This is a genomic window from Streptomyces sp. NRRL B-24484 (genome assembly GCF_000717715.1).
Lineage (GTDB): Bacteria > Actinomycetota > Actinomycetes > Streptomycetales > Streptomycetaceae > Kitasatospora.
The window spans coordinates 148698-175419 of record NZ_JOAI01000009.1 but is presented as its reverse complement, the minus strand read 5'-3'; the positions used below and the strand labels follow the sequence as shown (position 1 = coordinate 175419).

The following is a 26722-nucleotide window of genomic DNA, read 5'->3' as shown; positions in this document are numbered from 1 at the left end:
CCCCGCCGAAACCCGCCAGGTGCTCGCCGCCTCGCTCGCCATGCTCCGCACCAAGCACGCCGACCTGCCCAGCCGCAAGCACGGCAACCCACCGATGTAACCGGTTCTTACGCCGATCGGAACCCGTCAGACTTCACCATGGGGGAGAAACAAGGACCATGAGCGCTTCCGCCGAACCCCTCGTCCGCATCGTCCGCGGCTCGCTGAACGCCGAGGAGCTGGCCGCCCTGACCGCGGTGCTGCTCGTCCGGGCCGCCACCGCCCAGCAGGCCGCCGCCCCGGCGGTCGAGCCGATCGCCAGCTGGCAGCGCCTGGAGCGCCGCCCGGCGTACTACTCGCCGGTCAGCTGGCAGCAGGCCGCCTGACACGCACCCGGGCCCCGCACGGTGACCGTGCGGGGCCCGGGGCGTTCGGAGGCCGCGCTACGCGGCCGCGAGGGCGGCCGGACGGCCCTCGTGCATGGTGGACAGGTGCTCGGCGAGCAGCTGCGGGTCCTGGCCCAGCCAGAGCCGCACGGCGGCGCCGAGCGTGACGCAGGACGAGCCGAGGCGCACCCCGGTGGTCTGGGCGATCCGGCCGGCCGCCGGGCCGAGCAGGTCGGCGAGGTCGGTCGGCAGCCAGACGGTCTGCGCGCACGGCGCGGGCGCCCGCAAGGCGGCCACCAGGCGGTAGGCGTCCTGGGCGCAGTGCAGGGTCGGCAGGATGTCCAGCAGCCCGTCCGCGACGACCTCGGAGACGTCGCTGCGATGGCCCTGGGCCAGCCGGCGGAGCAGCGCTCTCTCCGCAGCGGTGATCCGGACGGTCAGCATGACCTCTTCGCTCTCCATGGCGGCCCCTCCTCGCGGCTGACTGGACGTCCTGGTCAACGACCGGACGGGCGATCCCTCACGGTTCCTTCGGTGGAACGGTCCGCGCCGGGCGGCGGCCGGGTGGGCCGGCCGCCGCCCGCGGACGTGCGGGCGGCGTCTCAGACGCCGGCGTACGAGTGCTTGCCGGTGACGAAGATGTTGACGCCGTAGTAGTTGAACAGCCAGCAGGCGAACGCCAACAGGGCCAGATAGGCCGCCTTTCGGCCCCTCCACCCGGCGGTCGCCCGGGCGTGCAGGTACGCGGCGTAGGCGACCCAGGTGATGAAGGACCAGGTCTCCTTCGGGTCCCACTCCCAGTACTTGCCCCAGGCCGCCTCGGCCCAGATCGCGCCCGCGATGATGGTGAACGTCCAGAGCGGGAAGACCAGGGCGTTGATCCGGTACGAGAGCTTGTCGAGGGTCGACGCGGCGGGCAGCCGCTCCCAGACCGAGACCGGGATGCGCAGCGGGCCGCCGGGCAGGCCGGCCTCGACCCTGCGCTCGTAGGAGTCCTTGCCGAGGTACAGCACGGTGGCCACGAAGGCCGCGTACAGCGCGCCGCCGCAGATGATCGCGGTGGAGACGTGGATGCCCAGCCAGTACGAGTGCAGGGCCGGGACGAGCTGCTCGGAGTCGGTGTAGAGCACCGAGACGGCCACGCCCAGGGTCAGCAGGACGGCCAGCACCACCGGCAGGCCGAGCCAGCGGACCTTCTTGCCGGCCACCAGCAGGCCCAGGTAGGCGAGCATCATGGTGAGGCCGAAGGCGCAGGAGAACTCGTACATGTTGCCCCACGGCCAGCGCATCACCGACAGGCCGCGGGTGAGCACGCCGCCGGCGTGCAGCAGGACGCCGAGGACGGTCAGCGAGACGGCGATCCGGCCCGCGAGGTCGCCGCGCTCGCTGGTGCCCGCCGCGCCGGGGCCGTCGGCCGCCGAGCCGTCGCCGCGGCCGCTGGTGACCACGGTGGCGCCGGCGTCGGCCAGGGCGGTGCGGGTGAGCGTGGTGGTGCCCCCGTCCGCGGCGGCCACCGTGACGGTGACCTTGCGGGCGGCCTTGGACTCCCCCGCGGCGGCCAGGGTCTCGGCCAGCCCGCCGGACTGCTCGGCGGAGCGGACGGCGATCGCGCCCTTGCTGCCGAACGTCCACTCGAAGAGGTGGGCGAGCATCGCCAGGGTGTACACGGCCATCGCCGAGTAGATCAGCTTGTTGGAGAGGTCGGCCAGGTGAGGGTCGACCGAGGCGAGATTCACCGTCTACTCCTTGGAGTCCGGGTCTGCGGGGGTTGCCGGTGCGGGGACGGCGGCGGGCCCGGGCCCGTCCGTCGCGGGGTCCTGCTCCGACACGGGGTCGGACGCGGGGTCGGGCTCGTCGAGGGCCGGGGCGTCGTCCTGGAGGTCGACGGCGAACTCGGCCAGCTCCTCGGCCGTGCGGGCCGACTCGCTGCGGGCGAGGCCGGCCAGCTCGACCAGCGTGGTGCCGTCCGGGGAGGTGGTGGCGCGGACCCAGATCCGGCGGCGCTGCACGAACAGCGAGCCGATCAGGCCGAGGATCGCGCAGACCGCGCCGGCCAGCGCGACCGCGTTGCCCGGCCGGTGGGAGACGCTGAAGCTGGCCCACTGCTTGTAGCCGTCGAAGGTGACGGTGCCGTAGCCGTCCGGCAGCTCCCAGCCCTGGCCGGGCTTGAGCTTGACCCGGGCGATGTCGCCGTCCTGCTTCAGCTGGGTCATGTGGCGGGTGTCGAGCTGGTAGACGTTCTGCGGCAGGCCGGCGTCGGTGCCGAGGTCGCCGGCGAAGGCGGTGAGCACCAGCATCGGCTCGGCGGCGTCCGGGAAGAGCGAGATCGGACCGGTCTTCTCGAAGTTCACCGGGGCGGTCGGCAGGAAGTAGCCGTTGAAGCCCAGGTCGACGTCCTTGCCGTCCTTCTTCCCGTAGTCGCTGACCTTGATGACGCCGGTGGAGGTGAGGTTGCTGTCCTGCGGCAGGAAGGGCGTCGGGCCCGTGTAGACGACCTCGCCCTTGGCGTTCTTCACGGTGACGACCGGCGCGTAGCCGTGGCCGATCAGGAAGACCTTGGAGCTGCCGATCTCCAGCGGGTGGTTGACCTCGATGTCGCCCTTGGTCAGCCGCTTGTCGTCGGTGCCCGTCCAGTACCGGATGTGCCCGGTGAACTGGCGCGCGCTGCCGATCTGCTCGCCGGAGGTCTGGTAGCGGGCGGTGAAGCCGTCCAGCTTGAAGCCGAAGGCGTCCAGGTCGTCGACGGTGTAGAAGGCGGAGCCGGTGAAGTCGTCGTACTGGGTGGTGGTGTTGGCGAAGCCCTGGCCCTCGATCATCAGCTTGCCGCCCTGGCCGCTGGCGAGGCTCGCCCAGGCGAAGCCGGCCAGCAGGGCGAAGAGCGAGAAGTGGAAGAGCAGGTTGCCGACCTCGCGGAGGTAGCCCTTCTCCGCGGCGACCGCGCCGCCGGCCGGGTTCGCCCGGAAACGGCGTTTGCGCAGCAGCCGGTGCGCCGCGGCGGTGACCGCCTCGGGGTCTGCGTCGGTGCGCCAGGCCGCGTAGACCGGCATCCGGGTCAGGTTGCGCGGGGCGGCCGGCGGCTGGGCCCGCAGCACGCCGACGAACTGCCAGGTGCGCGGGACGATGCAGCCGGCCAGCGAGACGAACAGCAGGATGTAGATCGCCGAGAACCAGACCGAGCTGTAGACGTCGAACAGCTGCAGCTTCTCGTAGAGCGGGGTGATGCCCTGGTGGGCGGCCTTCCAGGTCTGCACCTTGAAGGCGTTCTGGCTGTTCTGCGGGATCAGCGAGCCGGGGATCGCCGCCAGCGAGAGCATGAAGAGCAGGATCAGCGCGACCCGCATCGAGGTGAGCTGGCGCCACGTCCAGCGGGCCCAGCCGAGCACGCCGATGCCGACCGGGGCCTCGATCTCCTCGGGGGCGGTGCTGAGGCGCTCGACGTCGGCCTCGCCGCCGTCGGTGGTCACGGTCCTGGTGTCGCTCACGGTCAGATTCCGATCGTGGTGTCGCCGCTGAGTTGCCGCATGTGGTCGATCAGGACGTCCCACACGCCGGTGACCAGGAGCAGGCCGACCACGACGAGCATGCCGCCGCCGATCCGCATCACCCACTGGTAGTGCTGCTTGACCCAGCCGAACGCCCCGAGCGCCTTGCGGAAGGCGAGCGCGGCAAGGATGAACGGTACGCCGAGTCCGGCGCAGTACACCGTCATCAGCAGCGCGCCGCGCCCGGCGCTGGCCTGGGCGGCCGAGAGGTTGAGGATCGACGAGAGCGTCGGGCCGATGCACGGCGTCCAGCCCACGCCGAAGACCAGGCCCAGCAGCGGGGCGCCGGCCAGCCCGATCGCGGGACGGCGGTGGGTGCGCACCTCACGGTTGCTGAAGCCGGGCAGCAGGCCCGTGAAGGCGAGGCCCATCAGGACGGTCAGCGCGCCCAGCACGATGTTGATGGTGCGCTGGTACTCCTGCAGGGTGTTGCCGAAGAAGCCGAAGAGCGCGCCGGTGGAGACGAACACGGCGGTGAAGCCGAGCACGAACAGCAGTGCGCCGAGCAGCATGCGCCCGCGGCGCGCCCCCCTGGCGTCGGCGAGGTCGACGGCGGAGAAGCCGGTGACGTAGCTGAGGTAGCCGGGGACGAGCGGCAGCACGCAGGGCGAGAAGAAGGAGAGCAGCCCGGCGGCGAGGGCGATCGGCAGGGCGAGGACGAGGGCCCCGCTGAAGACCGTCTCGTTGGTGCCGAAGGCCGCGAGCGCGCTCACTTCTGCTCCGCGAGGACCGGAGTGATCATCTTCTCCAGGTCCTCGGTGGAGAGGGCGCGCATCGCGCGGGCGGCCAGCCGGCCCTCGCGGTCGACCACGATGGTGGTCGGGATGGACTGCGGGTTGAGGCTGCCCTTGGGGAAGCGCAGGATCTGGGTGCCGTCCGGGTCGTACAGGCTCGGGTAGGTGATGCCGGTCTGCTGCTCGAAGCGGACGGCGTTGGCCGGGTCGACGTCCCGGGTGTTGATGCCGAGGAACTGGACGCCCTTGTCCTGGTACTTCTGGGCGACCTCCTGGAGGTTCTTGCCCTCGGCCCGGCACGGGCCGCACCAGGATCCCCAGACGTTGAGGACGACGACCTTGCCCTTGTAGTCGGCGAGCGCGACCGGCTTGCCCTCCAGGGTCTTGCCGTCGATCGCCGGCGCGGCCGTCCGCGCACCGGGGGCGGCGGTGGCGATGCCGGCCTTGCCGGTGATGAAGCCGGCCTGCCCCCCGCCGTCGGAGGTACCGGAACTGCAGGCGGTCAGCGCGAGCGCGGCGGCGGCACCGAGCGTGGCGGCCAGGCGGGTGCGGCGGCGGGTCGTCCCAGACATGTGAAAAGTTTCGCATGGGACTTTGGGCAGGTTTGAGGGGGTCCGACGTTACGTGTCGAACCCCCTCTGACCTGCAGTTTCTGCACTTATGATCCGCTTATCCCAGGCATTTCACCGCTGTGTCGGCGGTCACTCGGGAATGCCCGCACGCCCCTGCGGGAAGGCCTCCGCGCGAGGGCCCGTGCGTCAGGCGCCGAAGCTCTTGCCGACCGGCCTGGACTTGCCGCCCTTGCCCACCAGGTGGGCCGGCAGCAGGTCCCGGGCCGGCTCGCGGTAGCCGATCGAGACGATCCGGTCGCCCTCGTAGGTGAAGCTGGTCAGCGAGGCCAGCGAGCACTGCCGGTTGCGCGGGTCGTGCCACAGCCGCCGGCGCTCGGCGAACGAGCGGACGATCCAGATCGGCAGCTGGTGGCTGACGCAGACCGCCTCGTGCCCGCGCGCGGCGTCCCGGGCGGCGGCGAGCGCGCCCATCATCCGCACGACCTGCTCGATGTACGGCTCGCCCCAGGACGGCTTGAACGGGTTGGTCAGGTACTTCCAGTGGCCCGGGTTCTTCAGCGAGCCGTCGCCGACGCCGAAGGTCTTGCCCTGGAAGATGTTGTCCGCCTCGATCAGCCGCTCGTCGACGGCCACCTCCAGGCCGTGCGCCTTGCCGATCGGCTCGGCCGTCTCCTGGGCCCGCTCCAGCGGCGAGGCCACCACGTGGGTGATGTCCCGGTCCGCGAGGTGCTCGGCGACCCGGTCGGCCATCTGCCGGCCGAGCTCGGAGAGGTGGTAGCCGGGGAGGCGCCCGTAGAGGATGCCCTCCGGGTTGTGCACCTCGCCGTGGCGCATCAGGTGGACGACGGTGGTCTCGCTCACGCGGCCTCCTCGGTGGCCTCGGCGGCGGCCCGGGCGGCCGCGGGCAGGGCGGCGGCGATCCGCTCGATCGCCCGCTCGTCGTGGGCCGACGAGACGAACCAGGACTCGAAGGCCGAGGGCGGCAGGTAGACGCCCTGGGACAGCATCGAGTGGAAGAAGGAGTTGAAGCGGAACGCCTGCTGGCGGCGGGCCGCGTCGTAGTCGGTGACCTGCTCCTCGGTGAAGAACACCGAGAACATGTTCCCGGCCTTCTGCAGCCGGTGGGCCACGCCCTCCTTGGCGAGCGCCTCGGTCACCAGGCCGGAGACCTGCTCGGCGACCCGGTCGACGGCGGCGTAGACCTCGTCGGTGCAGTTGCGCAGCTGGGCGAGGCCCGCGGCGGTGGCGATCGGGTTCCCGGAGAGCGTGCCGGCCTGGTAGACCGGGCCGGCCGGGGCCAGGTACGCCATGACGTCGGCGCGGCCGCCGAAGGCCGCGGCCGGGAAGCCGCCGCCCATGACCTTGCCGAAGGTGAGCAGGTCCGGCGCCCAGCCCTCGTGCGCGGCCTCCAGGCCGTACCAGCCGGCCTTGGAGACGCGGAAGCCGGTCATCACCTCGTCGGAGATGAACAGCGCGCCGTCGGCCCGGCAGAGCTCGGACAGGCCCCGGTTGAAGCCGGGCAGCGGCGGGACGACGCCCATGTTGCCGGGCGAGGCCTCGGTGATCACGCAGGCGATCTCGCCGGGGTGGGCCGCGAAGGCCTGCCGGACGGCCTCCAGGTCGTTGTAGGGGAGCACGATGGTGTCGCCCGCCTGGGCACCGGTGACACCGGGGGTGTCCGGCAGGGCGAAGGTGGCGACCCCGGAGCCCGCGGCGGCGAGCAGCGCGTCCACGTGGCCGTGGTAGCAGCCGGCGAACTTCACGATCTTCGCGCGGCCGGTGAAGCCGCGGGCGAGCCGGATCGCGGACATGGTCGCCTCGGTGCCGCTGGAGACCAGGCGGACCTGCTCGACCGGCGCCACCCGGGCGGTGATCTCCTCGGCCAGCTCGACCTCGCCCTCGCCAGGGGTGCCGAAGGAGGTGCCGCGGACGACCGCCTGCTGCACCGCCCCGATCACGGCCGGGTGCGCGTGGCCCAGGATCATCGGGCCCCAGGAGCAGACCAGGTCGACGTACTCACGGCCGTCGGCGTCGGTCAGGTACGGGCCGCTGCCGGACACCATGAAGCGGGGGGTGCCGCCGACCGCGCGGAAGGCCCGGACTGGCGAGTTCACGCCACCGGGGGTGACGACGGAGGCGCGCTCGAACAGCGACCGGGACTGCGGGGCCTCGTACGGATAGCTCGGGGGACTGGTCCGCGGGTCGCTGTCGGACCCGCTCTCGGGGTTGCTCACGGGGTTGCTCACCTGAACATGCTCTCAAATCGTGTCCTTGCACTCTGCATGCCCGACCCGATCATCTGGAACGATGATCCGTGTGCTGCTGCCTCGGCAGGGGGTTCGGACTGTACGGTTGTCCGTGCGACCGTCGCGAAGGAGTCCGGCCGGCGGGCCGGAGGTCCTGGGCACTGCGGGACGCACGTCCCGGATCGGGCCGACGGACGCCGGGGGCGACCGTTCGAACCGGCCCGAAGGCCGCGGCGACGCGGTCGCGGGGCGTTGCGGTCAGCGGTGTGTACGGCGGCACGAGACGGGTAAGTGGCACGTTCGGAGGGACACCGGGCGTGTGGGGGTCTGTCGATTCCGGCGAATTCCGGTGAGGATGGTCCGAGTGTCCGAGGCGCAGGACGGTTTCGAGGAGGCCACGGGTGGCACCCGTCCCTCCGCGGAGGCCGCGCACGGCGGGGGTACGGGTACAGGCAGGGGAAGGCGGGGCGAGGGACGCGTGGGAGTCACCTACAAGTACTTCGGCGCGCCCGACCGGGCCACCGCGGCGAGAGTCCCCACCGCGCTGGGTCCCGGCGGCCTGGGCCTCGACGCCGGGGAGCTCGGCGCGCTGGGCCGGCTCGGCGACCTGATGGAGACGAGCGGCTCGCTCAACGGCCACCTCTCCACCAAGATCAAGCCCGAGACGATGAGCGCGATGGTGCTCACCGGCATCCAGGGCGTTCCGCTGCACCAGGTCCCTCCGCTGGAACTGGTCGTGCTGCACCCCGACTACGCGGTCGTGCAGCTGCCGCACAACGTGGTCGAGCCGCTGCGCAAGGCGGACGAGACCCAGCTCGGCGCCGCCGCCTTCATCTGGTCGACCGTTCCGGACCGGCGCGGCCCGCGCGACGCCTTCGTGATCTACCAGATGCTGCACGAGTGGCAGGACTTCGCCAACCGCCTGCACGACGCCGGCCACCAGCTGTACTGCCTGGTCTGGCCGTAGGCCCCCTCCGCCGGCTCCTGGCCGGGGCCGGCCCCGGCCGGTGGGCCCGGCCGCCCCTCGGCATGCCTCCCCGCGAGCACCCGCAGTCCGTCGGCATGCGACAGGGGGCGCGCGGAGACACCCGGAAGCCGGGTGATGCCTCTGCGCGCCCCCTGCGGGCGGCCGTGCTGCTCCTCGCCGCCGCTCGTTACTCCTCGGCCGGTGACGGAGCGGCGGCGGCGAAGGCTGCGAGCGCCTCGGCGATCAGCGACTCCGCGGCCGCCCGGTCGACGCCGAGCCCGGAGAGCGGGCCCGCGCCGTCCTCCAGCTCCAGCAGGGCGAAGAGGATGTGCTCGGTGCCGATGTAGTTGTGACCCAGCCGCAGGGCCTGACGGAAGGTCAACTCCAGCGCCTTGCGGGCCCGGGCGTCGTACGGGACGAGCTCGGGCCGCTCGTCCGCGGCCGGCGGGAGGGCCGCCGCGGCCGCCTCGCGGACGGCCTCCGCGGTGACCCCCTGGGCGGCGAGCGCCCGGACGGCGAGGCCGTCGGGCTCGGCGAGCAGGCCGAGCACCAGGTGCTCGGGGGTGACCTCGGCGTTGCCCGCGGCGCGGGCCTCGTCGTGGGCGGCCGCCACCGTGTTGCGGGCCCGCGGGGTGAAGCGGCCGAAGCCCTGGCTCGGGTCGAGGTCCGAGGGGGCGCCCGGGTCCTTGGGCACGAAGCGCTTCTGCGCGGCCTGCCGGGTGACCCCCATGCTCTTGCCGATGTCGGTCCAGGAGGCGCCGGAACGCCGGGCCTGGTCCACGAAGTGGCCGATGAGGTGGTCCGCGATCTCGCCGAGGTGCTCGGCGGCGAGGACGGCGTCGGCGAGCTGGTCGAGCGCGCCGGGGTGGACCTTCTTGATGGCCTCGATGAGGTCGTCGAGGCGGACGGGATGCGTCAACTGCACCGGATTCACCATGCGTCAACCCTAGGTTGACAGTCCAGGGGTGTCAACCGTCGGTTGACACCCCTGGCGCCTGTCCGGCCCTAGCGGGACACCGGAATGCCGAGCTCCCGGCGACGGGACTCGATCAGGTCCACGGCCGCGTGGAGCCCGGGGCGCTCCCGGCCCGGACTGTTGTCGAAGTCGTCGCGGACGGCCTTGATCGCATGGATGACCTGCCCGCGGGCCAGCCGGCCGTCCACCTCGGCCCGCGCCCCCGCGCCGAGCTCCTCCCACGTCACCACCCGGTTCACTCCTCCTCGTCCCACTCCTCCGGCTCCCGCTCGTACGGGTCCGGCCGGTCCACCCAGCCCGCCGCCAGCACCAGCCGGGAGGTCCGGTGCACGGCGAGGAAGCCGAAGGGGCGGTCCGTGGTGAACGACACCCGGCGGACCCGGTACGGCGGTGGCGTCGGAGCAGAGCCCACGGCAATCCCGAAGGCGGTGACCGCAGCGGCTCGGAAGCCCAGCGCGCCGAAGGTCGCCGTCGCCGACTGCGCGGCCGCCCGGACTTCGAGTGGCGGATCCGCACAGATCCCCGGAAGGTGGCCAGTGCCGTCGGGCTCGCGCCGGGACACCGTGCCGAGCCCGAAGCGGTCCGCGTCCGCCAGCAGATCGTGCTCGGCCGCCACCGTGAACTGCACTACCTCCGCCAGCAGTTCGTGCTGCGGAACCTCGCTGCGGATGGCGCGGACCCGGACCCCGGGCCCGGCCTCGCCGTACGGCAGTTGCCCGCCCGTCACCCGGCGGTGCCGGCCGGTCAGGATGCCGAGCCCACCGGCGAGGACCTCGCCCGGGCGGGCGCCCTCCTCCCCGACGAGCAGGTGGACGTCGATCCCGCCGCCGCCCAGCACCCGCAGTTCGGAGACCGGCCCGGCGGGCGTCTCGACCACGGCGACCCTGTCGAGCAACGAGGTGAGGCGGTAGAGGCCGGCGAACTCCCGGCCTGCCCACGGGCCCGTCTCGGCGGAGAAGAACGTCGGCTCGAACGGGCGGATCCAGTCGGTGCGGACGGCGAGTGCCGAGGCCAGCAGCAGGAGCGTGTCCGGCTGGACCCGGAGCGGGAACTCCTCGATCTGCCCGTTCGTGTGGCGGGCCGCCCAGGCGTCCAGCTGGGGCTGGATCTCCGGGCCGGTGATCGGTTGGTGGAGGTGCGCCGGCAGGCCGGCCGTCCACTCCGGCGAGACCTGCAGAGCGGGCACCGTCCACAGCCCGACCGCCGCGGCCACCCCGGGCAACCGGCCCAGCACGCCCAGCAGTTCGCGGGCCCGCTCGGCGGCCTGCCCGGCCGGCACCCCGAGCGCGTCGGCCAGCTCCTTGCCCGCAGCCCCGTCCGCCCCGGAGGCGAGCGCCGCAAGCAGCGGCCACAGTCCGGCCGCGGTGAACACCGTGCCCCCGGCCGTCGGAACACCGCGCGCCCAGCGCTCGGTCAGCGAATTGACGGCCCGTACCGTCGTGGTCGAAAGCATGCTCCCCGCCCTGCCGTACCGGTGGTGCGCCGCAGCCTAGGCACGTCCCTCGGCCCAGGCCACCGGATTTCCGGATGCGCCCGCGCCTCCGCCGTACCTGCGGTGCCGGTCATGGGCAGGCTCCACCGGTACGCCGGACCGGCCGACATCGCGCAGCGGGCCAGGACGGCGCCGCCCGGGGTCCCCGCCCGGACGGCGGCGGACCTCGCCGCCCGGCTCGGTGGCCGCGAACCGGGCGAACTCCGTGAGCCCGTCACCTTCGTGGTGGACGAGTGGAACGTGGACGGGCACTGAGCCGGGCGGCGGCGGACGGGACGCGGCAGCGCCCCGCCCGCCGGGGTGGTCAGTTCGGCAGGTAGGAGATGCCGAGCTCGTCGAGCTGCCAGAGCTGGTCGGGGGTGCCGGTGTCCGGGGCGAGGGCGAGGGTGCGGTTGCCCTGCGGGTCGAGCGCGGTGGTGGCGGTGGCCAGCCTCGTCAGGTCCTGGGAGTCGGCGATCCGGTAGCGGCCGTCGCCGGCGGGCAGCAGCAGCCAGTGCTGGTTGCCGCCGCCGTGGCAGTGCCACTGGACGAGCCGGGTGCCGGGCGCGGTGGAACCGCCGGTGGCGTCCAGGCACATGGACGTGTTGGCGGTGGAGGCGAGTTCGAAGCTGCCGCCGGCCGCCGCCCGCAGCAGGAAGGACTGGTTGAGGCCGCCGGTCGGCCGGTAGGTGATGGCGGCCCGGCCGTCGGTGGCGTCCCCGTAGGTGCCGCCGCCCGCGATGTCGAGGGCCTGGCCGGTCGCCGCGTTGGTGAGCCGGTACCAGGAGCCGTCCTCGGGGGTGTCCGGGAAGGGCTGCCCGGCGGTCAGCGGGGCGATCGAGGTGGTGTTCGTCCGGTCCAGCGAGCAGAAGGCCTGGTCGAGCCCGGGCCGGCGGTAGAACTGGGCGAGGCAGGCGGCCTCGCCGCGGTAGCCGGCCACCCGCAGGTGGTACGACTGCCGGACCATGTTCATGCACACCCCGGGGATCCCGATCTCCTGGTCGCAGCCGTTGCGGGTGCGCTCGGAGACGTCGATGACGTCGCCGTTGGTGTACTCGTACGGCGAGCTCGTCCAGCGGGCGCAGACCTCGTGGCCGTAGCTGACCCGCCGCTGGTCGAGGTAGCGCACGCCGGGCACCCGGCCGGCCGCCTCGCGCAGCGCGTCGCTGAGCGCCGGGACGACCAGGTTGTGGCCCCAGGCGAGGTCCTCGGGGAAGGCCGGGCAGCCGTCCGCGATCTTGCCGAGGTAGTCGTTGCGCCGGATGTCGGGCGTGATCGGCGTGAAGTAGGACTGGTAGACCAGCTGGTAGGAGGAGTCGGCGTAGCCGGCCCGGCGCATGGTGGCCCGGACGTTCGTCAGCGCGGCGGCGACCTTCGGCTTGACCCGCTCGGCGCGGGCGGCGATCTCCGCGGTGCCGATGGTGTCCCGGCAGCCCTGCGACTTGGGCACCGGGAAGTACTGGCCGAGGCAGGCGAGCATGATGCCGCTGAAGTCGAAGTCGTCGTTGGCGCCGATCGTGACGACCACCATCTTCACGTCGTACTTCGCCGCGGCGTCGGCGAGTCGGACGTCCTGCTTGGGCTCGCCGAAGTCGCCGCTGCCCGGGCCGGTGATCCTCGCCAGCTCGGGGTCGCTGACCAGGTCGCCGGTCTGCGCCCCGGAGCAGGCGAGGTCGAGCGGGACGAGGTCGGGGAGCCCGGTGAGAAAGATCTCCGACCTGGTGGAGCGGTGGCAGTAGTTGCCGGGGGTGTCGGTGCCGGGCACGTAGTCGTCGCCGGTGTCGGTGCCGGCGCCCTCGCCGGAGATGGCGCTGTCGCCGAGGGCGACGATCGCGGCGGGGCGGGCCCCGGCACCGTCGGCGGCCCGGGCGGGGGCGGCGGCCAGCAGTCCGGCGACGCCGAGGACGGCGGCGAGCAGGGCGGCGGCCGGCAGTCCGACGGCGCGGCGGCCGCGCAGGCCGGACAGGGGTGGGCTGATCACGCGTGACTCCTGTGGGGGTGGGGGCCGCCCGGCGGGGAGCCGGGCGGTGGAGCGGTGCGTGGTGCGGGCGGTGCGCGCGGTGCTGGTGGCGTCGTCCCGCGGCGCGGCTGTGGGGGCGGCGGCGCGGGACTCCGGTGCGGGGCGGAAAATATGAGCCTGGCTCACATGCTAGGAACTGACACCCCGTCCAACAAGGCCCGGCGCACGACGGAACGGGCCGCCGCCCGGCCCCAGGAGGAAGGGGCGCGGGCGGCGGCCCGGTGCGTGCGGACTCGGCCGGCGGACCGGCCGTCGGGCGTGGGACCCGGTCAGCCGACGTTCGCGCAGGAGTTGCCGAACGCGGGGTTCAGCAGGCCGATCACGTCGATCGAGTTGCCGCACAGGTTGACCGGCACGTGCACCGGGACCTGGACGTTGTTGCCCGAGGCGACACCCGGGGAACCGGCCGCGACGCCCTCGGCGCCGGCGCTCGCCATGGCGGTGCCGGCACCGGCAGCGACGATGCCCACAACGGCGACGCCGACAGCGGCGGCCTTCTTGACGCTCATATGAGTCTCCTCGTAGTTCAGGTCTTCCATGGGCCGCTCGGGTGGACCGCTCGGGCTCCGCACGGAAGGGCACGGGGCGTGCACCGGGCCCAACGAGACCTGCTCGGTGCGGTACCGAACAGACCGGCACATTCACCCGGACGCAGTACTGAAGGCATTCGGGTGATCGTGGGATCAGCCCGTTTCCCCCGGCGGCCGCGGTCGTTCTCCTCTGCGTACCGGCTCGACCGGTCCGGCCCGGGGACCCCGGGCCGGCCGGCCCCTCCCGCCCGGGCGGGACCGCGGCGCCCCACGGCCCGCGGCACGACCGGCGCGGGGAACGCGAACAGAAAGAGACTGCACCATGCGCAAGATCGCCTTCGGCGCCCTCGGCACCGCGGCCGCGGCCGCCATGCTGTTCGGCGGCGCGGCCACCGCGTCCGCCTCGGGCGCGACGGCCGAGGGCGTCGCCGCCGGCTCCCCCGGCGTGCTGTCCGGCAACCTGATCCAGGTCCCGGTGCACGTCCCGGTCAACGTCTGCGGCAACACCGTCAACGTGATCGGCCTGCTGAACCCCGCGTTCGGCAACGCCTGCGCCAACATCTGATCCCCGGGCCGCCCTCCGGCGGCCCCCGCCGGCCCGCGGGCCGGCCCCACGACTCCCAGGAGGAGCCGCGAGGCGCCCTCCTGGCGGCGCCGCGGTGCGACCGAATTCCCGGCCGTGCGGGAACCGGTGGCGGCGCGCACGACCGCATGCGGCCGACGGCTCGCCCGAGCCACGGGCGACAGGCGCCATTCGGGCCGCGGGGAGTGACCATCACGGAGCACCCAGGAAATTCCGGGCGATGATTCCCATCCGCCCGGCGCCCGGCCCTTCCCAGGGAGATCCGGGCACGAACCTAAGGACAATTCCCATGCGCACGTTCAAGAAGGCCACCGTCCTCACCATCGCCGCCGCCGGCCTGGTCGCCTCCGGCGCCGGTGTCGCCGCCGCCAGCTCCGGCGCCGAGGGCGTCGCCGCCGGCTCCCCCGGCGTGCTGTCCGGCAACCTCGTCCAGGTCCCGGTGCACGTCCCGGTCAACCTGTGCGGCAACACCGTCAACGTGATCGGCGCCCTGAACCCGGCGTTCGGCAACTCCTGCGCCAACGTCGGCTGACCAGCCGTCGGCTGACGCCGTGTCCGCGCCGCGCCCGGCCCCGCCGGGTGCGGCGCACCCTCCCCGTGTGTGATTAGGAGATCGACTCCCATGCAGAACGTGAAGAAGGCCGCCGTTCTCACCGCCGCGGCCGGCATCGTGCTCGGCGGCGCGGGCGCCGCCGCCGCCAGCTCCGGCGCGCAGGGCGTCGCGGCGGGCTCGCCCGGCGTGCTGTCCGGCAACCTCGTCCAGGTCCCGGTGCACGTCCCGGTCAACGTCTGCGGCAACTCGGTCAACGTGGTCGGCCTGCTGAACCCGGCGTTCGGCAACACCTGCGCCAACGTGGATGCGCCGCCGCAGGTCCAGGAGGAGGACTGCTGATCACCACGATCGGCACGACTCGTGCGTCTGCCCCCCGGCCGCCGGCCGGGGGGCAGTTCGCGTAGCCGCGGCGGACCGGCCGGCGGCCACCCACCCCACCGACAGAAGGAATCCTCCATGGTGCTGAAGACGGCCCGAACCGGCCTGCTGGCCGCACTCGGCGCGGCCGCCGCGGTGGGCGCGGCGGCCGGCCCGGCCGCCGCCGCCGAGCAGGCAGCCCCGGCCGGACTGCCCCGGCCCACCGCCCAGTTGCAGACCCCCGACACCGGGCAGGTGGTCGGCGGAACGACCGGCGCGCTCGGGTACGCGGTGGCCCCGGTGAAGAACCTGCGGCTCGACCCGTGGGCGCAGTCCTCCGCGGACGTGCTGAACAACGGCGTCGCCGTCCAGCCGGACAACGGGGTGCCGACGGTCGGCACCTCGCCGCTGACCTCGCCGCTGAGCGCGGGCGGCGGACCGCAGAGCCTGCCGGTGGTCGGCCCGGCGCTGGGCCTGCTGCCCGGCTGAGCCGCGACCGGCCCGCGGACGCGGCGGAACGACGGGAGCCCGGCACCCTCGGGGGGGGTGTCGGGCTCCCGTCGTTCCGCCGCACGGGTCAGAACGCGGGCTGCGCCAGCACGTCGGAGGAGAGCGCCCCGGTGGCGGCCGCCGTCAGGTTGCCGACCGTGTCGGTGACCGAGACCCGCTGGTCGTCGCCGCCGAGCGAGGCCTTCGCGCCGGGCACCGCCTGCACCGGCGCGGTGACCAGCTGCGGGTCGAGCTCGCCGAAGGAGAGCGCGCCGTCCGCGAACTCGCCGCTGTGGTCGGTGGCGTAGCGCAGCGGCTGGCCGAGCTCCAGGGCCGGGCCGGCCGTCCGGATCGGGGCGGCCGGGACGCTGAGGACGGCCTGGCCGAGCTCGGTGCTCTCGTCGGCGGCGGGCAGCGGCACCACCGCGTCGACGGCCGGGCCGACCCGGCCGGTGTTGACCGCGGGGACGATGCGCTCCGGGACGAGCTGGGCGCCCGGGTGCTCCTCGGGCACCGGGGGCTGCAGCGGCGAGGCGGGCAGTCCGCCGGAGAGCGTGCCGGTCTGCGTGAGCAGCGGCAGCGGCACGTCGAACGGCACCTCCTTGCCCGCGAGGCCGTTCTCGACGGCCGCCACCTCGCCGGGCGTCATCGGGCGGGCCTCGGCCGCGCCCTGCGCGGAGACGACGCCGGCACCGACCGCGAGCAGCAGGGCGCCGGTGGCCCGCTTGGAGAGCTTCATTCAATTCACCGTTCTGTCCGAGTGCGTTCTACCGGGGCGGTTCCGCGGGAAGAGCCCTGCGGAAAAGCAATCTGCGCAACGACCGACCACCGGCGGGATTGCGTCGGTTAACCAGTACGGGCTAATAGTCGGACTGGAATACCGCCGACCTGATGATCAATAAGACGCCTGCGAAGAATCTGCGTAACTTTCCCGCCGGTCATTCTTTGAATGGGATGTCGCAGCTCGACGGCGACGCGACCGGATTCCACCGACACCGGGCACGGCCGCCGAGCCGCCGCACCCGAGCGTTTCAGAGAGGTATCTCCCATGCTGAAGAAGACCTTCGCGGGCCTCGGCCTGGCGGCCGCCGCCCTCGCCACCGCCGCGGCTCCGGCCGGCGCGATCGGCAACGCGGACGGCTCCGCCGGCTCGATCCAGGGCAACGGCGGCACCAACGCCACCGGCACCTGGGGCAACCACAGCCCCAACTTCCACTTCGCCGACAACCCGAACGTCTGCCTCCCCGAGATCCACAACATCGGCGTGGCCGTGCTCGGCGTGGCGGTTCCGGTCGAGGTCGACGCCCTCAACAACCAGCCCAAGCAGACCTGCGTGGTCGGCCAGGGCACCCTCGGCAGCGGCGACGGCGGCGTCTCCCACCTCGTCGGCTGACGCCCGCCCGCTGCACCCCGGGGCCGTGCGCCCCGCCCCGTACCCCCCGGTTCGGCCGCTCCCCCGGCCGCACCGGCGCAGAAAGCCCGGCGTGAGCCACCCGCCGGGCCGAGGCTCCACTCCCTACCGAAGATCCCACGAAGGAACGCAGAAATGATCAAGAAGGCTCTCGCCGCCGCCGGCGTCGCCGCCGCCGGTGTCGCCATGGCCGCCGCCCCCGCGATGGCGATCGGCGACGCCGACGGTGCTGCCACCTCCATCCAGGGCAACGGCGGCACCAACGCCACCGGCACCACCGGTGACCACAGCCCGAACTACCACACGCTGGACAACCCGAACCTCTGCCTGCCCGAGGTCCACAACATCGCGGTCGGCGCGGTCGTCGGCCTCGCCGTGCCGATCGAGGTCCCGGTCCTCAACAACCAGCCGCAGCAGACCTGCGTGGTGGGCCAGAACACCGTGGGCAGCGGCGACGGCGGCGTGTCCCACCTGATCGGCTGATCCTGCCGGTCCGATCTGCCGCCGGGCCCGGGGGAGCCGCTCCTCCGGGCCCGGCGGTCGCCGTTCCCCGGCCGGCCGTCGCCGGCCGGGCCGCGCCACCCCTCCCCCTCCGTCCGCCGGGTCCGCTCCGCACAGCGGTCCCGGCGGGGGCGTACGGGTGACGGTGTGTCGTACCGGGCGCGTGGTTGCCGTGCCGGGGCGGCTTGTTGTGATCAGTTGAGTCCGCATCACCGTCGTAGAGAGGACCTCTCCATCATGAAGAGCATGCTCGGCAAGGCCCTGCTGACCGCCGTCGGCGCGCTGGCCGTGGCCGGCGTCGCGGCGCCCGCCCAGGCGCACGTGGACGCGGGCGGCGGCGCCCACCTGGTGGCCACCGCCGACGACCCGTTCGTCGCGGGCGAGGGCCACGGCTGGGCCGAGACCAGCAACATCTCCGTGATCGGCCAGGAGTGGGGCTGGGCCACCAGCACGGCCGTCGGCGGCGGTGCCGACGGCGAGGCCCACATCGGCTGACCCGTCGCAGACGCACCGGAGGCCGGGCCGCGGACATCCGCGGCCCGGCCTCTTCGCGTGCACCGCACGGGGCGCCCGCCCGAGCGCCCCGGAGGGAGCTCCTAGCGCAGCATCCCCGCGGCCTCGACCGCCCAGTAGGTGAGGATCTGCTCGGCGCCGGCCCGGCGGATCGAGGTGAGCGTCTCCAGGATGATCCGCTCGCGGTCCACCCAGCCGTTGGCGGCGGCGGCCTCGACCATCGCGTACTCGCCGGAGACCTGGTAGGCGGAGACCGGCACCGGGGAGGCGTCGGCGATCTGCCGCAGCACGTCCAGGTAGGCCATGGCGGGCTTCACCATCACCATGTCGGCACCCTCGGCGAGGTCCTGCTCCAGCTCGCGCAGCGACTCGCGGGCGTTGGCCGGGTCCTGCTGGTAGCTCTTGCGGTCGCCCTTGAGGGAGGAGCCGACCGCCTCGCGGAACGGCCCGAAGAAGGCCGAGGCGTACTTGGCGGTGTAGGCGAGGATGCCGGTGTCCTGGTGGCCGGCCTCGTCCAGCGCCCGCCGGACGACACCGATCTGACCGTCCATCATCCCGGACGGGCCGACCAGGTGGACGCCGGCGTCGGCCTGCACCACGGCCATCTCGGCGTAGCGCTCCAGGGTGGCGTCGTTGTCGACCGAGCCGTCCTCGGCGAGGACGCCGCAGTGGCCGTGGTCGGTGTACTCGTCCAGGCAGAGGTCGGACATCACGACCAGCTGGTCGCCGACCTCGGAGACCACGTCGCGGATGGCCTGCTGCAGGATCCCGTCCGGGTTGGTGCCCTCGCTGCCGACGGCGTCCTGCACCTCGGGGACGCCGAACAGCATGATGCCGCCGAGGCCGGCCTCGGCGGCCTCCACGGCGGCGCGGCGCAGGGTGTCCCGGGTGTGCTGGACGACGCCCGGCATCGAGGTGATCGGCTTCGGCTCGGCGATGCCCTCGCGGACGAAGGCGGGCAGGATCAGCTCGGCCGGGTGCAGGCGGGTCTCGGCGACCAGCCGGCGCATCGCCGGGGTCGAGCGGAGGCGGCGCGGGCGTACGGTCGGGAATTCGGCGGACAACTGCTGCTTCTCTCTCCGGTACGACACGGGACCGCCGGGGAGGCTCGGAGCCTCCCCGGCGGCGGGGTTCAGCGGGCGGCCTTGCGGCGCGACCCGGGGCGGCGCTCGCTCGGCCGGTAGACCGGTTCGCCGGCGGCGACCGCGGTGTCCCGGCGGCGGGCGCCGAACTCGGCCAGGGCCTGGGCCAGTGCGGCGGCGGACGGCGCGGGCGCCATCACGTCGACCCGCAGGCCGTGCTCCTCGGCGGTCTTGGCGGTGGCCGGGCCGATGCAGGCGATCACGGTCACGTTGTGCGGCTTGCCGGCGATGCCGACCAGGTTCCGCACGGTGGACGACGAGGTGAAGAGCACCGCGTCGAAGCCGCCGCCCTTGATCGCCTCGCGGGTCTCGGCCGGCGGCGGCGAGGCGCGGACGGTGCGGTACGCCGTCACGTCGTCCACCTCCCAGCCGAGTTCGACCAGGCCGGCGACGAGCGTCTCGGTGGCGATGTCCGCGCGCGGCAGCAGCACCCGGTCGATCGGGTCGAAGACCGGGTCGTACGGCGGCCAGTCCTCCAGCAGGCCGGCGGCGGACTGCTCGCCGGAGGGCACCAGGTCGGGCTTCACGCCGAAGTCGACCAGGGCCTGGGCGGTGGTCTCGCCGACCGCGGCGACCTTGATGCCGGCGAAGGCACGGGCGTCCAGCCCGTACTCCTCGAACTTCTCCCGGACGGCCTTCACGGCGTTGACCGAGGTGAACGCGATCCACTCGTAGCGGCCGGTCACCAGGCCCTTGATCGCCCGCTCCATCTGCTGCGGGGTGCGCGGGGGCTCCACCGCGATGGTCGGCACCTCCTGCGGGACGGCGCCGTAGCCGCGCAGCTGGTCGGAGAGGCCGTGCGCCTGCTCCTTCGTCCGCGGGACGAGGACGTTCCAGCCGAACAGCGGCTTGGTCTCGAACCACGAGTGCGAGGAGCGGTGGGCGACCTGCTCGCCCACCACGGCTATCACCGGCGTCGCCGGGTCGACCGGGGCCGACACCGGGGAGGGCAGCACCCGGGCCGCCTTCAGGTCGGCGGCGATGCCAGCCAGCGTGGAGGTGAAGGTGCGCTGGCGGGTGGTGGTGCCCGACAGCGTCGCGGAGAGCGCGGCCTCCGGCTTGCGGCCGTTGGCGACCAGCGCGTTGGCGGTGGCCGGCAGCTGGCCGAGGGTGGTGCGGACGACCAGGGTGGTCTCCAGCGCGCCCAGGTCGACACCGGCGCCGCCGAGCAGCGCCGCCGCGTCGACGAAGCGCACGTCCGCGCCCTGGCTGCTGCGCAGCGGGACGCCGGCGTAGGCCGGGACGCCGACCGACTGGGCGACGCCCGGGATCACCTCGAAGGCGATCGCCGCGCCCGCGCAGCCGAGCATCTCCTCGGCGGCGCAGCCGTCCAGGCCGGGGTCGCCGTCGACGGTGCGCACCACGTGCTTGCCGGCGCGGACGGCGTCCGCGACGAGCCTGGCGACGTCGAGGCCCGCCTCCTCGGCGGGGTTGTGCACCTGGACGCCGGCCGGGCAGTGCGCGCGGACGGCGGCCGCGGTGAGCGGGTCGGCGATCAGCACGTCGGCGGAGGCCAGCACGTCGACCGCACGGAGGGTGAGCAGACCGGGGTCGCCCGGGCCGGCTCCCAGGAAGGTGCAGCGGCCGGTCGGCTGGACCGGGCCGTTGGAGGGGCTGGTGGCGGCGGTGGGGCTCATCGGTTTCGCTCCCCCATCAGGCCGGCCGCCCCCTGGTCGAGCAGCCGGGCAGCCAGCGCGCGGCCGAGGGCCGCCGCCTGCTCCTCGGCCGTCCCGTCCAGGACGAGCGGGCCGGTGGCGGTCATTCTCAGCAGGGTGGCGCCGTCGGTGGTGCCGACCACGCCCTCCAGCCGCAGTTCGGTGCCGGCCCAGGTGGCCAGCGCGGCGACGGGCGCCGAACAGCCGGCCTCCAGGGCGGCCAGCAGGGCGCGCTCGGCGACGACGGCGGCCCGGGTGGGCCGGTGGTCGAGCGCGGCGAGTTGCGCGGCGAGCGCGGCGTCCGTGCACTCGACGGCGAGGGCGCCCTGGCCGGGGGCCGGGACCATCAGCTCGGCGTCGAGGTGCTCGGTGATCTCGGCGCCGCGGCCGAGCCGGTTGAGCCCGGCGGTGGCGAGGACCACCGCGTCCAGCTCGCCGGAGGCGACGTAGCCGATCCGGGTGTCGACGTTGCCGCGTATCGCGACCGTCTCCAGGGCGGTGCCGCGGGTGGCGGCCCAGGCGTTGAGCTGGGCCGTCCGGCGCGGGGAGCCGGTGCCGACGCGGGCGGTGCGACCGCTGCCGGCGAGCTTCTCGACGAGTTCCCCGAGGGTGAGGCCGTCCCGCGCCACCAGGGCGTCGCGGGAGTCCTCGCGCTCCGGGACGGCTGCGAGCAGCAGCCCGGCCGGGGCGGCGGTGGGGAGGTCCTTCAGGGAGTGCACGGCGAGGTCGATGCGGCCCTCCAGGAGGGCGTCGCGCAGCGCCGAGACGAAGACGCCGGTGCCGCCGATCTGCGCCAGCGCTTCGCGGGAGGTGTCGCCGTAGGTGGTGATCTCGACCAGTTCCACCGGGCGGCCGGTGACCCGGCTCACCTCGCGCGCGACCATGCCGGACTGCGCCATGGCGAGGGCGCTGCGTCGGGTGCCGAGGCGCAGCGGCTGCTCGGGGGCGCCCGGGGGGCTGCTCAGTTGACCATTCATGGGGTGCTCGTCCAGGTCGTGCCGGTGGGGGTTGAGGGGGTTCATCCGGCCGCTCCGCCGCGGGGGGCGTGGCCGGTGCCCGGCGTGGCCGCCGGGGTGCCGGAGACCGCGTGCACGGCCGCCGGGTCCAGGTCGAAGAGCTCGCGCAGCGCGTCCGCGTAGGACGCGCCGCCGGGCTCGGCGGCGAGCTGCTTGACCCGCACGGTGGGGGCGTGCAGCAGCTTGTCGACGACGCGGCGGACGGCCTGGCCGATCTCGGCGCGGGAGCGCTCGTCGAGGTCGGGCAGCCGGGACTCCAGCCGGGCGAGTTCGCCGCTGACGACGTCGGAGGCCATCGACCGGAGCGCCACCACGGTGGGGGCGATCCGGGCGGCGCGCTGGGCGGCGCCGAAGGCGGCGACCTCGTCGGAGACGATGCCGGTGACGGCGTCGACGTCGGCGGCGCCCGGTCCGGCGGCGGAGTGCGCGTGGGAGAGGCTCTCGATGTCGACCAGCAGGGCGCCGGGCAGCTCGTGGACGTCGTGGTGGACGTCGCGCGGCATCGCCAGGTCGAGGAAGGCGAGCGGGCCGTCGCCGGTGCGGGCGGCGACCGCGGAGGCGACCTGCTCGGCGGTGACGACCACGCCGGCCGCGCCGGTGCAGGAGACGACCAGGTCGACGTCGGCGAGCGTCTCGGGGACCTTGGCGAAGTCCACGGTGCGGCCGGTGCCGAGGATGGTGACCAGGCGCTCGGCGCGCTCGGCGGTGCGGTTGGCGATCAGCAGGTCGGTGACGCCGGCGCGGACGAGGGTCGCGGCGGCGAGCGAGCTCATCGAGCCGGCGCCGACGACCAGGACGCGCTTGCCGGCGATGTCGCCGGCGCCGGCGGCGACCTGCTCCAGGCCGAAGGTGACCAGGGACTGTCCGGCCTTGTCGATGCCGGTCTCGCTGTGGGCCCGCTTGCCGACCCGCAGTGCCTGCTGGAACAGCTCGTTGAGGCCGCGGCCGGCGGTGTGCTCGTCCTGGGCGCGGGCCAGGGCGTCGCGCAGCTGGCCGAGGATCTGGCCCTCGCCGACGACCATCGAGTCCAGGCCGCAGGCCACCGAGAAGAGGTGGTGGACGGCGCGGTCCTCGTAGTGGACGTAGAGGTGGGCGGTGAGCTCCTCCAGGTCGACGCCGCTGTGGTGGGCGAGCAGCAGGGAGAGCTCGGCGACGCCGGCGTGGAACTTGTCCACGTCCGCGTAGAGCTCGATCCGGTTGCAGGTGTTGACCAGGGCGGCCTCGGCGACGGTGGCCGAGGCGGCGGCGTCGTGCAGCAGGCGGGTGGGGACCTCACCGGTGAGGGCGGCGCGCTCCAGCACGCCGACCGGGGCGGTGCGGTGGCTCAGTCCGACGACGAGCAGGCTCATGCCGGCATCACCGCCGAGAGGTCGCCCTCGCCCGCGGCGGCGGGGTTGGCGCCGGCCGCGGTCTTGGCGGCCCGGCCCTGGACGGACCGGTCGGCGCCCTTGGCGGGCTCGGACTTGGTGGCGCCGCCGGCGGCGCGGCGCAGCTTGGCGGCCGCGGCGCGGACCGGGCCGGGGGCCCGGTCGAGGACGGAGTCGCCGCCGCCGGGCTCCTCGCCGGCCTTGCGCTGCTCGTGGAAGGCGAGGATCTGGAGCTCTATGGAGAGGTCGACCTTGCGCACGTCCACGCCGTCCGGGACGGTCAGCACGGTGGGGGCGAAGTTGAGGATGCTGGTGACGCCGGCCTCGACCAGCCGGTCGCAGACCTGCTGAGCGGCGCCGGGCGGGGTGGTGATCACGCCGATGGAGACCTGCTGGCTCTCGACGATGGACTCCAGCTCGTCCATGTGCCGCACGGGCAGGCCGGCGGCGGTGGTGCCGACGACGCCGGCGTCGGCGTCGAGCAGGGCGGCGACCCGGAATCCGCGGGACGCGAAGCCGCCGTAGTTGGCGAGGGCGTGGCCGAGGTTTCCGATGCCGACGATGACGACCGGCCAGTCCTGGGTGAGACCCAGCTCACGGGAGATCTGGTAGACCAGGTACTCGACGTCGTAGCCGACGCCGCGGGTGCCGTAGCTGCCGAGGTAGGAGAAGTCCTTGCGGAGCTTGGCGGAGTTCACGCCGGCGGCGGCGGCCAGCTCCTCGGAGGAGACGGTGGGGACGGACCGCTCGGAGAGCGCGGTCAGGGCCCGCAGGTAGAGGGGGAGGCGGGCGACGGTCGCCTCCGGGATGCCCCGGGCACGCGAGGGTCGGCGCGCGGCGCCGGTGTCGGGCGCCTGCGAACTGCTCTGGGTGGGTCGGCCGATTGCCACGGTGCTCCCGAGGGTGAAGCTGGGCTTTGGCAGCCAGGCTATGCGTTTGTGAACGTGTGCACAAAGATGGTGTCCGATTTGTCCCTCCACAGTGATGCGCATCACTCGCCTCCCTGCGGGGCCGTCGCCGTTCCGGGGCCCACCGGAACACCTGCCCCGAATCCGGCCGCACCCTGCGGCCACGGGCCGGGCGGGGTCTCGCGGCGCGGCAGCGGCACGAGTTCGCCGCCCGCCAGCGAGCGCGCCCGGGCCAGCCGGGGCCAGGGAGCGGGGACGGCGTCCGGCGGCGGCTCCCGGCGGTCGGCGGGCGGCAGCGCCCCGGCCAGGGCGTAGTGGCGGAGCAGGTCGGCGGAGGCCCGGGCGTCGCCCATCGCGGTGTGCGCCGGGTACCGGCCGAGGCCGGCCGCCTCGACGCAGGCGGTGAGGCCCCAGCCGGCGGCGGCGGGCAGCCGGGTGCGGGCCATGCGCATGGTGCACAGCAGCGGGACGGGCGGCAGCGGCACCCCGATCCGGGCGTACTCGCGCTCCAGGAAGGCGTGGTCGCAGGTGACGTGGTGGCCGACCATGACCCGGTCGGCGAGCAGGTCGAGCAGGTACGGGGCGACCTCGCGGAAGCGCGGGGCGCCGACCACGTCGTCCTGGGTGATCCGGTGCACGTGGGTGGGCCCGACCGGCCCTCCGGGGTCGATCAGGGTGGAGAAGGCCTCCTCGGTGCGGAGCCCCTCGTCCAGCAGGACGACGGCGACCTCGACGACCCGGTGCCGCCAGGGGCTGCGACCGGTGGCCTCGACGTCGACGACGGCATAGCCGCCCATCGCGCTCTCTCCTTCGCCTGCGGCCCCCGGCGGACACGAAACAGGCTCGATCGTAAGCCGACGAATTCGCCGATTCGGCGGGTGATCTCTATCGGGTCGGCAACGATTCAGCCCGCCCCCCCCGCCGATCGGCGGGGGTCACGGTGGGCTCAGCGGCGGGGCGGCGGGGCGGAGGGCCGCCGGATCAGGCGCCGAGGGCGGTGCGCAGCCGGCGCTCGTCCACCCGCCAGAAGTCGTGCTGGCGGCCGTCGATCAGGGTGACCGGGATCTGCTCGGCGTACTGGTGGTACAGCGTCTCGTCCTGGGTGATGTCCTTCTCCTCGAAGGCGGCGCCGAGCTCGCCGGTCACCCGGACGAGGATCGTGCGCGCGTCGTCGCAGAGGTGGCAGCCGGGCTTGCCGATCAGGGTGACCACCCGGTCGGCGGGCTTCTTGTTCTTGTCGCGTCGCAGCAGGCTCACCCCGCCATTGTGCGCCCGTGGCAAGGGTCACGGCTCCGATGCGCACCGTTAACGGGTCCTGCACGCGGGCGTCACGGGAACCCCGTCCCGGCTGGCTATGCTCGGTCCATGGCCGCGCTACGAAGGCTCCACCTCGCAAGGCGTTCCCCCGACGAGCGGACCGCGCTGGCGGGCGAGGCCGCCGCCGACGCGGCCGAGGCCGACCTGCTCGCCGTCGCGGCGCAGCGCGCGGAGCGGAACGGCGCCGCCGCCACCGCGGGGCGCACGGACGGGACCGGGGCGGACGGGTCGGACGGGGCGGACGGGTCGGACGGGGCGGACGGGTCGGAGAAGGCCGAGAAGACGGAGAAGGCCGAGAAGGCGGGTCGGGGCCGGAAGGCTCCCGCCGAGGACCACACCCCGACGCCCGGCGACCCGCAGGCGGCCGCGTTCTTCGACTGCGACAACACGATCCTGCGCGGCGCCGCGATGTTCTACCTCGGCGTCGGCCTGTACCGGCGGCGGTTCTTCACCCGCCGCGACGTCGCCCGCTTCGTCTGGCAGCAGACCTGGTTCCGGCTGCACGGCTCGGAGGACCCGGCGCACATCGCGGACGCCCAGGACACCGCGCTCGGCCTGGTCGCCGGCAAGCGGACGGCCGAGCTGGAGCAGATCTGCGAGGAGATCTTCGAGGAGGTCATCGCGGACAAGGTCTGGCCCGGCACCCGGGCGCTCGTCCAGATGCACCTGGACGCCGGGCAGCGGGTCTGGCTGGTCACCGCCGCGCCGCAGGAGATCGCCCGGATCATCGCCCGCAGGCTGGGCATGACGGGGGCCCTGGCCACCGTCGCCGAGACCTCGGACGGCGAGTACACCGGCCGGCTGGTGGGCGGGCTGCTGCACGGGCCGGCCAAGGCGGCCGCGGTGCAGGCGCTGGCCCGCCGCGAGCAGCTGGACCTCTCCCGCTGCGCGGCGTTCAGCGATTCCGCCAACGACATCCCGATGCTCAGCCTGGTCGGCCACCCCTACGTGGTGAACCCGGACGCCTCGCTGCGCCGGCACGCGCGGACGCACGGCTGGCGGGTCCGCGACTTCCGGACGGGCCGCAAGGCCGCCCGGGTGGGGCTGCCGGCCGCCGCCGGTCTCGGCGTCGCGGCGGGTGCCACGGCCGCGGCACTGGCCGCGCACCGGCGCCGCCGCACCGCCTGAGCCGCCGGACGCACCCGCACGGGAGCCGGGACCGCACCGTCCGGAGCCCGCCGCCGCGCCCGCCGGCACCCGACCCGCCGTCACATGTGCCCTGGTCCGGGGCGGTTGCCGGGACGTCCACCCGCGGCCCGTCAACTCCTCACACCTACGGGCGACATCGTACGGACGACAGTCTGTCGCCACCGCTTCACCGTTGACCGGATCCGATCGTTCGACACCTCGGGAAAGTTGTGGGTTACCGGGCCGCGAGGCAGGGAAAGCGCCCGCCCCTCACTGGAATCGGTCACACTGCGTCGACATTCGATCACCCAGAGCGCGATCCCGGCGGCCACCGACGATCAGTACCGGCTGAATATACG

31 protein-coding genes are annotated in these 26722 nt (G+C 74.0%); 11 read left to right on the top strand and 20 right to left on the bottom strand.

The window, feature by feature from the left end; translation table 11 throughout:
• The first annotated feature begins 158 nt into the window (after positions 1-158).
• Complete coding sequence (locus IE98_RS0111070) at positions 159-365, top strand: acyl-CoA carboxylase subunit epsilon (RefSeq protein WP_030267877.1); 207 nt, start codon at positions 159-161, stop codon at positions 363-365.
• A 57-nt stretch (positions 366-422) separates the two neighbouring features.
• On the opposite strand, the gene IE98_RS0111065 is transcribed toward IE98_RS0111070, so the two are convergent.
• The 7 genes from IE98_RS0111065 to hemL all read right to left on the bottom strand — a co-directional run bounded on the left by IE98_RS0111065 (position 423) and on the right by hemL (position 7447).
• A complete protein-coding gene (locus IE98_RS0111065; protein WP_030267876.1) occupies positions 423-827 on the bottom strand; it encodes a hypothetical protein in 405 nt (134 codons plus the stop codon).
• Between the two features lie 140 nt (positions 828-967).
• Positions 968-2101: a c-type cytochrome biogenesis protein CcsB gene (gene ccsB, locus IE98_RS0111060; protein ID WP_030267875.1), complete on the bottom strand. Its 1134-nt coding sequence runs from the start codon at positions 2099-2101 to the stop codon at positions 968-970.
• A gap of 3 nt (positions 2102-2104) precedes the next feature.
• Positions 2105-3847, bottom strand: coding sequence for a cytochrome c biogenesis protein ResB (resB, locus tag IE98_RS0111055; protein WP_043173897.1), 1743 nt, complete (start codon positions 3845-3847; stop codon positions 2105-2107).
• A gap of 2 nt (positions 3848-3849) precedes the next feature.
• Complete coding sequence (locus IE98_RS0111050; RefSeq protein WP_030267873.1) at positions 3850-4620, bottom strand: cytochrome c biogenesis CcdA family protein; 771 nt, start codon at positions 4618-4620, stop codon at positions 3850-3852.
• Positions 4617-5213: a TlpA family protein disulfide reductase gene (locus IE98_RS0111045; protein WP_030267872.1), complete on the bottom strand. Its 597-nt coding sequence runs from the start codon at positions 5211-5213 to the stop codon at positions 4617-4619. Before IE98_RS0111045 ends, IE98_RS0111050 begins: the two co-directional genes overlap by 4 nt.
• Positions 5214-5399: 186 nt before the next feature.
• Positions 5400-6047, bottom strand: a complete 648-nt coding sequence (locus tag IE98_RS0111040) for a histidine phosphatase family protein (RefSeq protein WP_052390400.1) — start codon at positions 6045-6047, stop codon at positions 5400-5402.
• 23 nt (positions 6048-6070) lie between these two features.
• Positions 6071-7447 carry a glutamate-1-semialdehyde 2,1-aminomutase gene (gene hemL, locus IE98_RS0111035; RefSeq protein ID WP_030267870.1) on the bottom strand — a complete coding sequence of 459 codons (1377 nt, stop codon included), beginning with the start codon at positions 7445-7447 and terminating at the stop codon, positions 6071-6073.
• Positions 7448-7937: 490 nt separating this feature from the next.
• Here hemL and IE98_RS0111030 point away from each other — a divergent pair, with 490 nt between their 5' ends.
• The gene (locus IE98_RS0111030) at positions 7938-8426 is read left to right on the top strand and encodes a hypothetical protein (protein ID WP_030267869.1); all 489 of its coding nucleotides are present in this window, start codon (positions 7938-7940) and stop codon (positions 8424-8426) included.
• A 187-nt stretch (positions 8427-8613) separates the two neighbouring features.
• On the opposite strand, the gene IE98_RS0111025 is transcribed toward IE98_RS0111030, so the two are convergent.
• The 3 genes from IE98_RS0111025 to IE98_RS0111015 all read right to left on the bottom strand — a co-directional run bounded on the left by IE98_RS0111025 (position 8614) and on the right by IE98_RS0111015 (position 10855).
• Positions 8614-9363, bottom strand: coding sequence for a Clp protease N-terminal domain-containing protein (locus IE98_RS0111025; protein WP_030267868.1), 750 nt, complete (start codon positions 9361-9363; stop codon positions 8614-8616).
• Positions 9364-9431: 68 nt separating this feature from the next.
• Entirely contained in the window at positions 9432-9632 is a 201-nt protein-coding gene (locus IE98_RS0111020; RefSeq protein ID WP_159400878.1) for a hypothetical protein, read from the bottom strand.
• Between the two features lie 5 nt (positions 9633-9637).
• The gene (locus IE98_RS0111015) at positions 9638-10855 is read right to left on the bottom strand and encodes a serpin family protein (protein ID WP_030267866.1); all 1218 of its coding nucleotides are present in this window, start codon (positions 10853-10855) and stop codon (positions 9638-9640) included.
• A gap of 111 nt (positions 10856-10966) precedes the next feature.
• Between IE98_RS0111015 and IE98_RS0111010 the strand changes: the two genes are divergently transcribed.
• Entirely contained in the window at positions 10967-11149 is a 183-nt protein-coding gene (locus tag IE98_RS0111010; protein WP_030267865.1) for a hypothetical protein, read from the top strand.
• Between the two features lie 49 nt (positions 11150-11198).
• Here the strand turns inward: IE98_RS0111010 and IE98_RS0111005 are convergent, their stop codons facing one another.
• Together IE98_RS0111005 and IE98_RS0111000 are read right to left on the bottom strand one after the other, a co-directional pair.
• Positions 11199-12854, bottom strand: a complete 1656-nt coding sequence (locus tag IE98_RS0111005; protein WP_234443494.1) for an RICIN domain-containing protein — start codon at positions 12852-12854, stop codon at positions 11199-11201.
• Positions 12855-13162: 308 nt separating this feature from the next.
• Entirely contained in the window at positions 13163-13402 is a 240-nt protein-coding gene (locus IE98_RS0111000; RefSeq protein WP_030267863.1) for a chaplin, read from the bottom strand.
• A gap of 343 nt (positions 13403-13745) precedes the next feature.
• Between IE98_RS0111000 and IE98_RS0110995 the strand changes: the two genes are divergently transcribed.
• From IE98_RS0110995 to IE98_RS0110980, 4 genes are all read left to right on the top strand, one after another.
• Positions 13746-13988, top strand: coding sequence for a chaplin (locus tag IE98_RS0110995; RefSeq protein ID WP_030267862.1), 243 nt, complete (start codon positions 13746-13748; stop codon positions 13986-13988).
• Positions 13989-14295: 307 nt separating this feature from the next.
• Positions 14296-14538, top strand: a complete 243-nt coding sequence (locus tag IE98_RS0110990; RefSeq protein WP_030267861.1) for a chaplin — start codon at positions 14296-14298, stop codon at positions 14536-14538.
• A gap of 90 nt (positions 14539-14628) precedes the next feature.
• Positions 14629-14898 carry a chaplin gene (locus IE98_RS0110985; protein ID WP_030267860.1) on the top strand — a complete coding sequence of 90 codons (270 nt, stop codon included), beginning with the start codon at positions 14629-14631 and terminating at the stop codon, positions 14896-14898.
• Between the two features lie 117 nt (positions 14899-15015).
• Positions 15016-15405 (top strand): hypothetical protein, encoded by a 390-nt coding sequence (locus IE98_RS0110980; RefSeq protein ID WP_030267859.1) that lies wholly within the window; start codon positions 15016-15018, stop codon positions 15403-15405.
• Positions 15406-15493: 88 nt separating this feature from the next.
• Here IE98_RS0110980 and IE98_RS0110975 read toward each other — a convergent pair whose 3' ends face one another.
• Positions 15494-16144, bottom strand: coding sequence for a hypothetical protein (locus IE98_RS0110975; protein ID WP_030267858.1), 651 nt, complete (start codon positions 16142-16144; stop codon positions 15494-15496).
• Positions 16145-16453: 309 nt separating this feature from the next.
• On the opposite strand from IE98_RS0110975, the gene IE98_RS0110970 reads away from it, so the two are divergent.
• The 3 genes from IE98_RS0110970 to IE98_RS0110960 all read left to right on the top strand — a co-directional run bounded on the left by IE98_RS0110970 (position 16454) and on the right by IE98_RS0110960 (position 17812).
• A complete protein-coding gene (locus IE98_RS0110970) occupies positions 16454-16798 on the top strand; it encodes a hypothetical protein (RefSeq protein ID WP_030267857.1) in 345 nt (114 codons plus the stop codon).
• 153 nt (positions 16799-16951) lie between these two features.
• Entirely contained in the window at positions 16952-17299 is a 348-nt protein-coding gene (locus IE98_RS0110965; RefSeq protein ID WP_030267856.1) for a hypothetical protein, read from the top strand.
• A 255-nt stretch (positions 17300-17554) separates the two neighbouring features.
• Complete coding sequence (locus IE98_RS0110960) at positions 17555-17812, top strand: hypothetical protein (protein ID WP_030267855.1); 258 nt, start codon at positions 17555-17557, stop codon at positions 17810-17812.
• Between the two features lie 101 nt (positions 17813-17913).
• On the opposite strand, the gene hemB is transcribed toward IE98_RS0110960, so the two are convergent.
• From hemB to IE98_RS0110925, 7 genes are all read right to left on the bottom strand, one after another.
• Positions 17914-18894 carry a porphobilinogen synthase gene (gene hemB, locus IE98_RS0110955; RefSeq protein WP_030267854.1) on the bottom strand — a complete coding sequence of 327 codons (981 nt, stop codon included), beginning with the start codon at positions 18892-18894 and terminating at the stop codon, positions 17914-17916.
• Between the two features lie 68 nt (positions 18895-18962).
• Positions 18963-20609: a uroporphyrinogen-III synthase gene (locus IE98_RS0110950; RefSeq protein WP_030267853.1), complete on the bottom strand. Its 1647-nt coding sequence runs from the start codon at positions 20607-20609 to the stop codon at positions 18963-18965.
• Complete coding sequence (gene hemC / locus IE98_RS0110945) at positions 20606-21604, bottom strand: hydroxymethylbilane synthase (RefSeq protein ID WP_106976563.1); 999 nt, start codon at positions 21602-21604, stop codon at positions 20606-20608. Before hemC ends, IE98_RS0110950 begins: the two co-directional genes overlap by 4 nt.
• Before the next feature lie 41 nt (positions 21605-21645).
• On the bottom strand, positions 21646-22992 hold the full coding sequence (locus IE98_RS0110940; RefSeq protein ID WP_030267851.1) for a glutamyl-tRNA reductase: 1347 nt from the start codon (positions 22990-22992) through the stop codon (positions 21646-21648).
• Positions 22989-23900, bottom strand: a complete 912-nt coding sequence (locus IE98_RS0110935; RefSeq protein WP_030267850.1) for a redox-sensing transcriptional repressor Rex — start codon at positions 23898-23900, stop codon at positions 22989-22991. The genes IE98_RS0110940 and IE98_RS0110935 overlap by 4 nt, the downstream gene beginning before the upstream one ends.
• Positions 23901-24001: 101 nt before the next feature.
• Positions 24002-24715, bottom strand: coding sequence for a 3'-5' exonuclease (locus tag IE98_RS0110930; RefSeq protein WP_063748902.1), 714 nt, complete (start codon positions 24713-24715; stop codon positions 24002-24004).
• 184 nt (positions 24716-24899) lie between these two features.
• Positions 24900-25175, bottom strand: coding sequence for a glutaredoxin family protein (locus IE98_RS0110925; protein ID WP_030267848.1), 276 nt, complete (start codon positions 25173-25175; stop codon positions 24900-24902).
• Positions 25176-25283: 108 nt separating this feature from the next.
• Here IE98_RS0110925 and IE98_RS0110920 point away from each other — a divergent pair, with 108 nt between their 5' ends.
• Positions 25284-26363: an HAD family hydrolase gene (locus tag IE98_RS0110920; protein WP_030267847.1), complete on the top strand. Its 1080-nt coding sequence runs from the start codon at positions 25284-25286 to the stop codon at positions 26361-26363.
• Positions 26364-26722 lie beyond the last annotated feature (359 nt).

Bases quoted from the DNA above. Each gene is read 5' to 3' on its own strand.
- IE98_RS0111070 (WP_030267877.1), top strand. From the start codon at position 159: ATGAGCGCTTCCGCCGAACCCCTCGTCCGCATCGTCCGCGGCTCGCTG.
- IE98_RS0111065 (WP_030267876.1), bottom strand. From the start codon at position 827: ATGGAGAGCGAAGAGGTCATGCTGACCGTCCGGATCACCGCTGCGGAG.
- IE98_RS0111045 (WP_030267872.1), bottom strand. From the start codon at position 5,213: ATGTCTGGGACGACCCGCCGCCGCACCCGCCTGGCCGCCACGCTCGGT.
- IE98_RS0111040 (WP_052390400.1), bottom strand. From the start codon at position 6,047: ATGCGCCACGGCGAGGTGCACAACCCGGAGGGCATCCTCTACGGGCGC.
- IE98_RS0111025 (WP_030267868.1), bottom strand. From the start codon at position 9,363: ATGGTGAATCCGGTGCAGTTGACGCATCCCGTCCGCCTCGACGACCTC.
- IE98_RS0111015 (WP_030267866.1), bottom strand. From the start codon at position 10,855: ATGCTTTCGACCACGACGGTACGGGCCGTCAATTCGCTGACCGAGCGC.
- IE98_RS0111010 (WP_030267865.1), top strand. From the start codon at position 10,967: ATGGGCAGGCTCCACCGGTACGCCGGACCGGCCGACATCGCGCAGCGG.
- IE98_RS0111000 (WP_030267863.1), bottom strand. From the start codon at position 13,402: ATGAGCGTCAAGAAGGCCGCCGCTGTCGGCGTCGCCGTTGTGGGCATC.
- IE98_RS0110995 (WP_030267862.1), top strand. From the start codon at position 13,746: ATGCGCAAGATCGCCTTCGGCGCCCTCGGCACCGCGGCCGCGGCCGCC.
- IE98_RS0110990 (WP_030267861.1), top strand. From the start codon at position 14,296: ATGCGCACGTTCAAGAAGGCCACCGTCCTCACCATCGCCGCCGCCGGC.
- IE98_RS0110985 (WP_030267860.1), top strand. From the start codon at position 14,629: ATGCAGAACGTGAAGAAGGCCGCCGTTCTCACCGCCGCGGCCGGCATC.
- IE98_RS0110980 (WP_030267859.1), top strand. From the start codon at position 15,016: ATGGTGCTGAAGACGGCCCGAACCGGCCTGCTGGCCGCACTCGGCGCG.
- IE98_RS0110975 (WP_030267858.1), bottom strand. From the start codon at position 16,144: ATGAAGCTCTCCAAGCGGGCCACCGGCGCCCTGCTGCTCGCGGTCGGT.
- IE98_RS0110970 (WP_030267857.1), top strand. From the start codon at position 16,454: ATGCTGAAGAAGACCTTCGCGGGCCTCGGCCTGGCGGCCGCCGCCCTC.
- IE98_RS0110965 (WP_030267856.1), top strand. From the start codon at position 16,952: ATGATCAAGAAGGCTCTCGCCGCCGCCGGCGTCGCCGCCGCCGGTGTC.
- IE98_RS0110960 (WP_030267855.1), top strand. From the start codon at position 17,555: ATGAAGAGCATGCTCGGCAAGGCCCTGCTGACCGCCGTCGGCGCGCTG.
- IE98_RS0110950 (WP_030267853.1), bottom strand. From the start codon at position 20,609: ATGAGCCCCACCGCCGCCACCAGCCCCTCCAACGGCCCGGTCCAGCCG.
- hemC (WP_106976563.1), bottom strand. From the start codon at position 21,604: ATGAATGGTCAACTGAGCAGCCCCCCGGGCGCCCCCGAGCAGCCGCTG.
- IE98_RS0110940 (WP_030267851.1), bottom strand. From the start codon at position 22,992: ATGAGCCTGCTCGTCGTCGGACTGAGCCACCGCACCGCCCCGGTCGGC.
- IE98_RS0110930 (WP_063748902.1), bottom strand. From the start codon at position 24,715: ATGGGCGGCTATGCCGTCGTCGACGTCGAGGCCACCGGTCGCAGCCCC.
- IE98_RS0110920 (WP_030267847.1), top strand. From the start codon at position 25,284: ATGGCCGCGCTACGAAGGCTCCACCTCGCAAGGCGTTCCCCCGACGAG.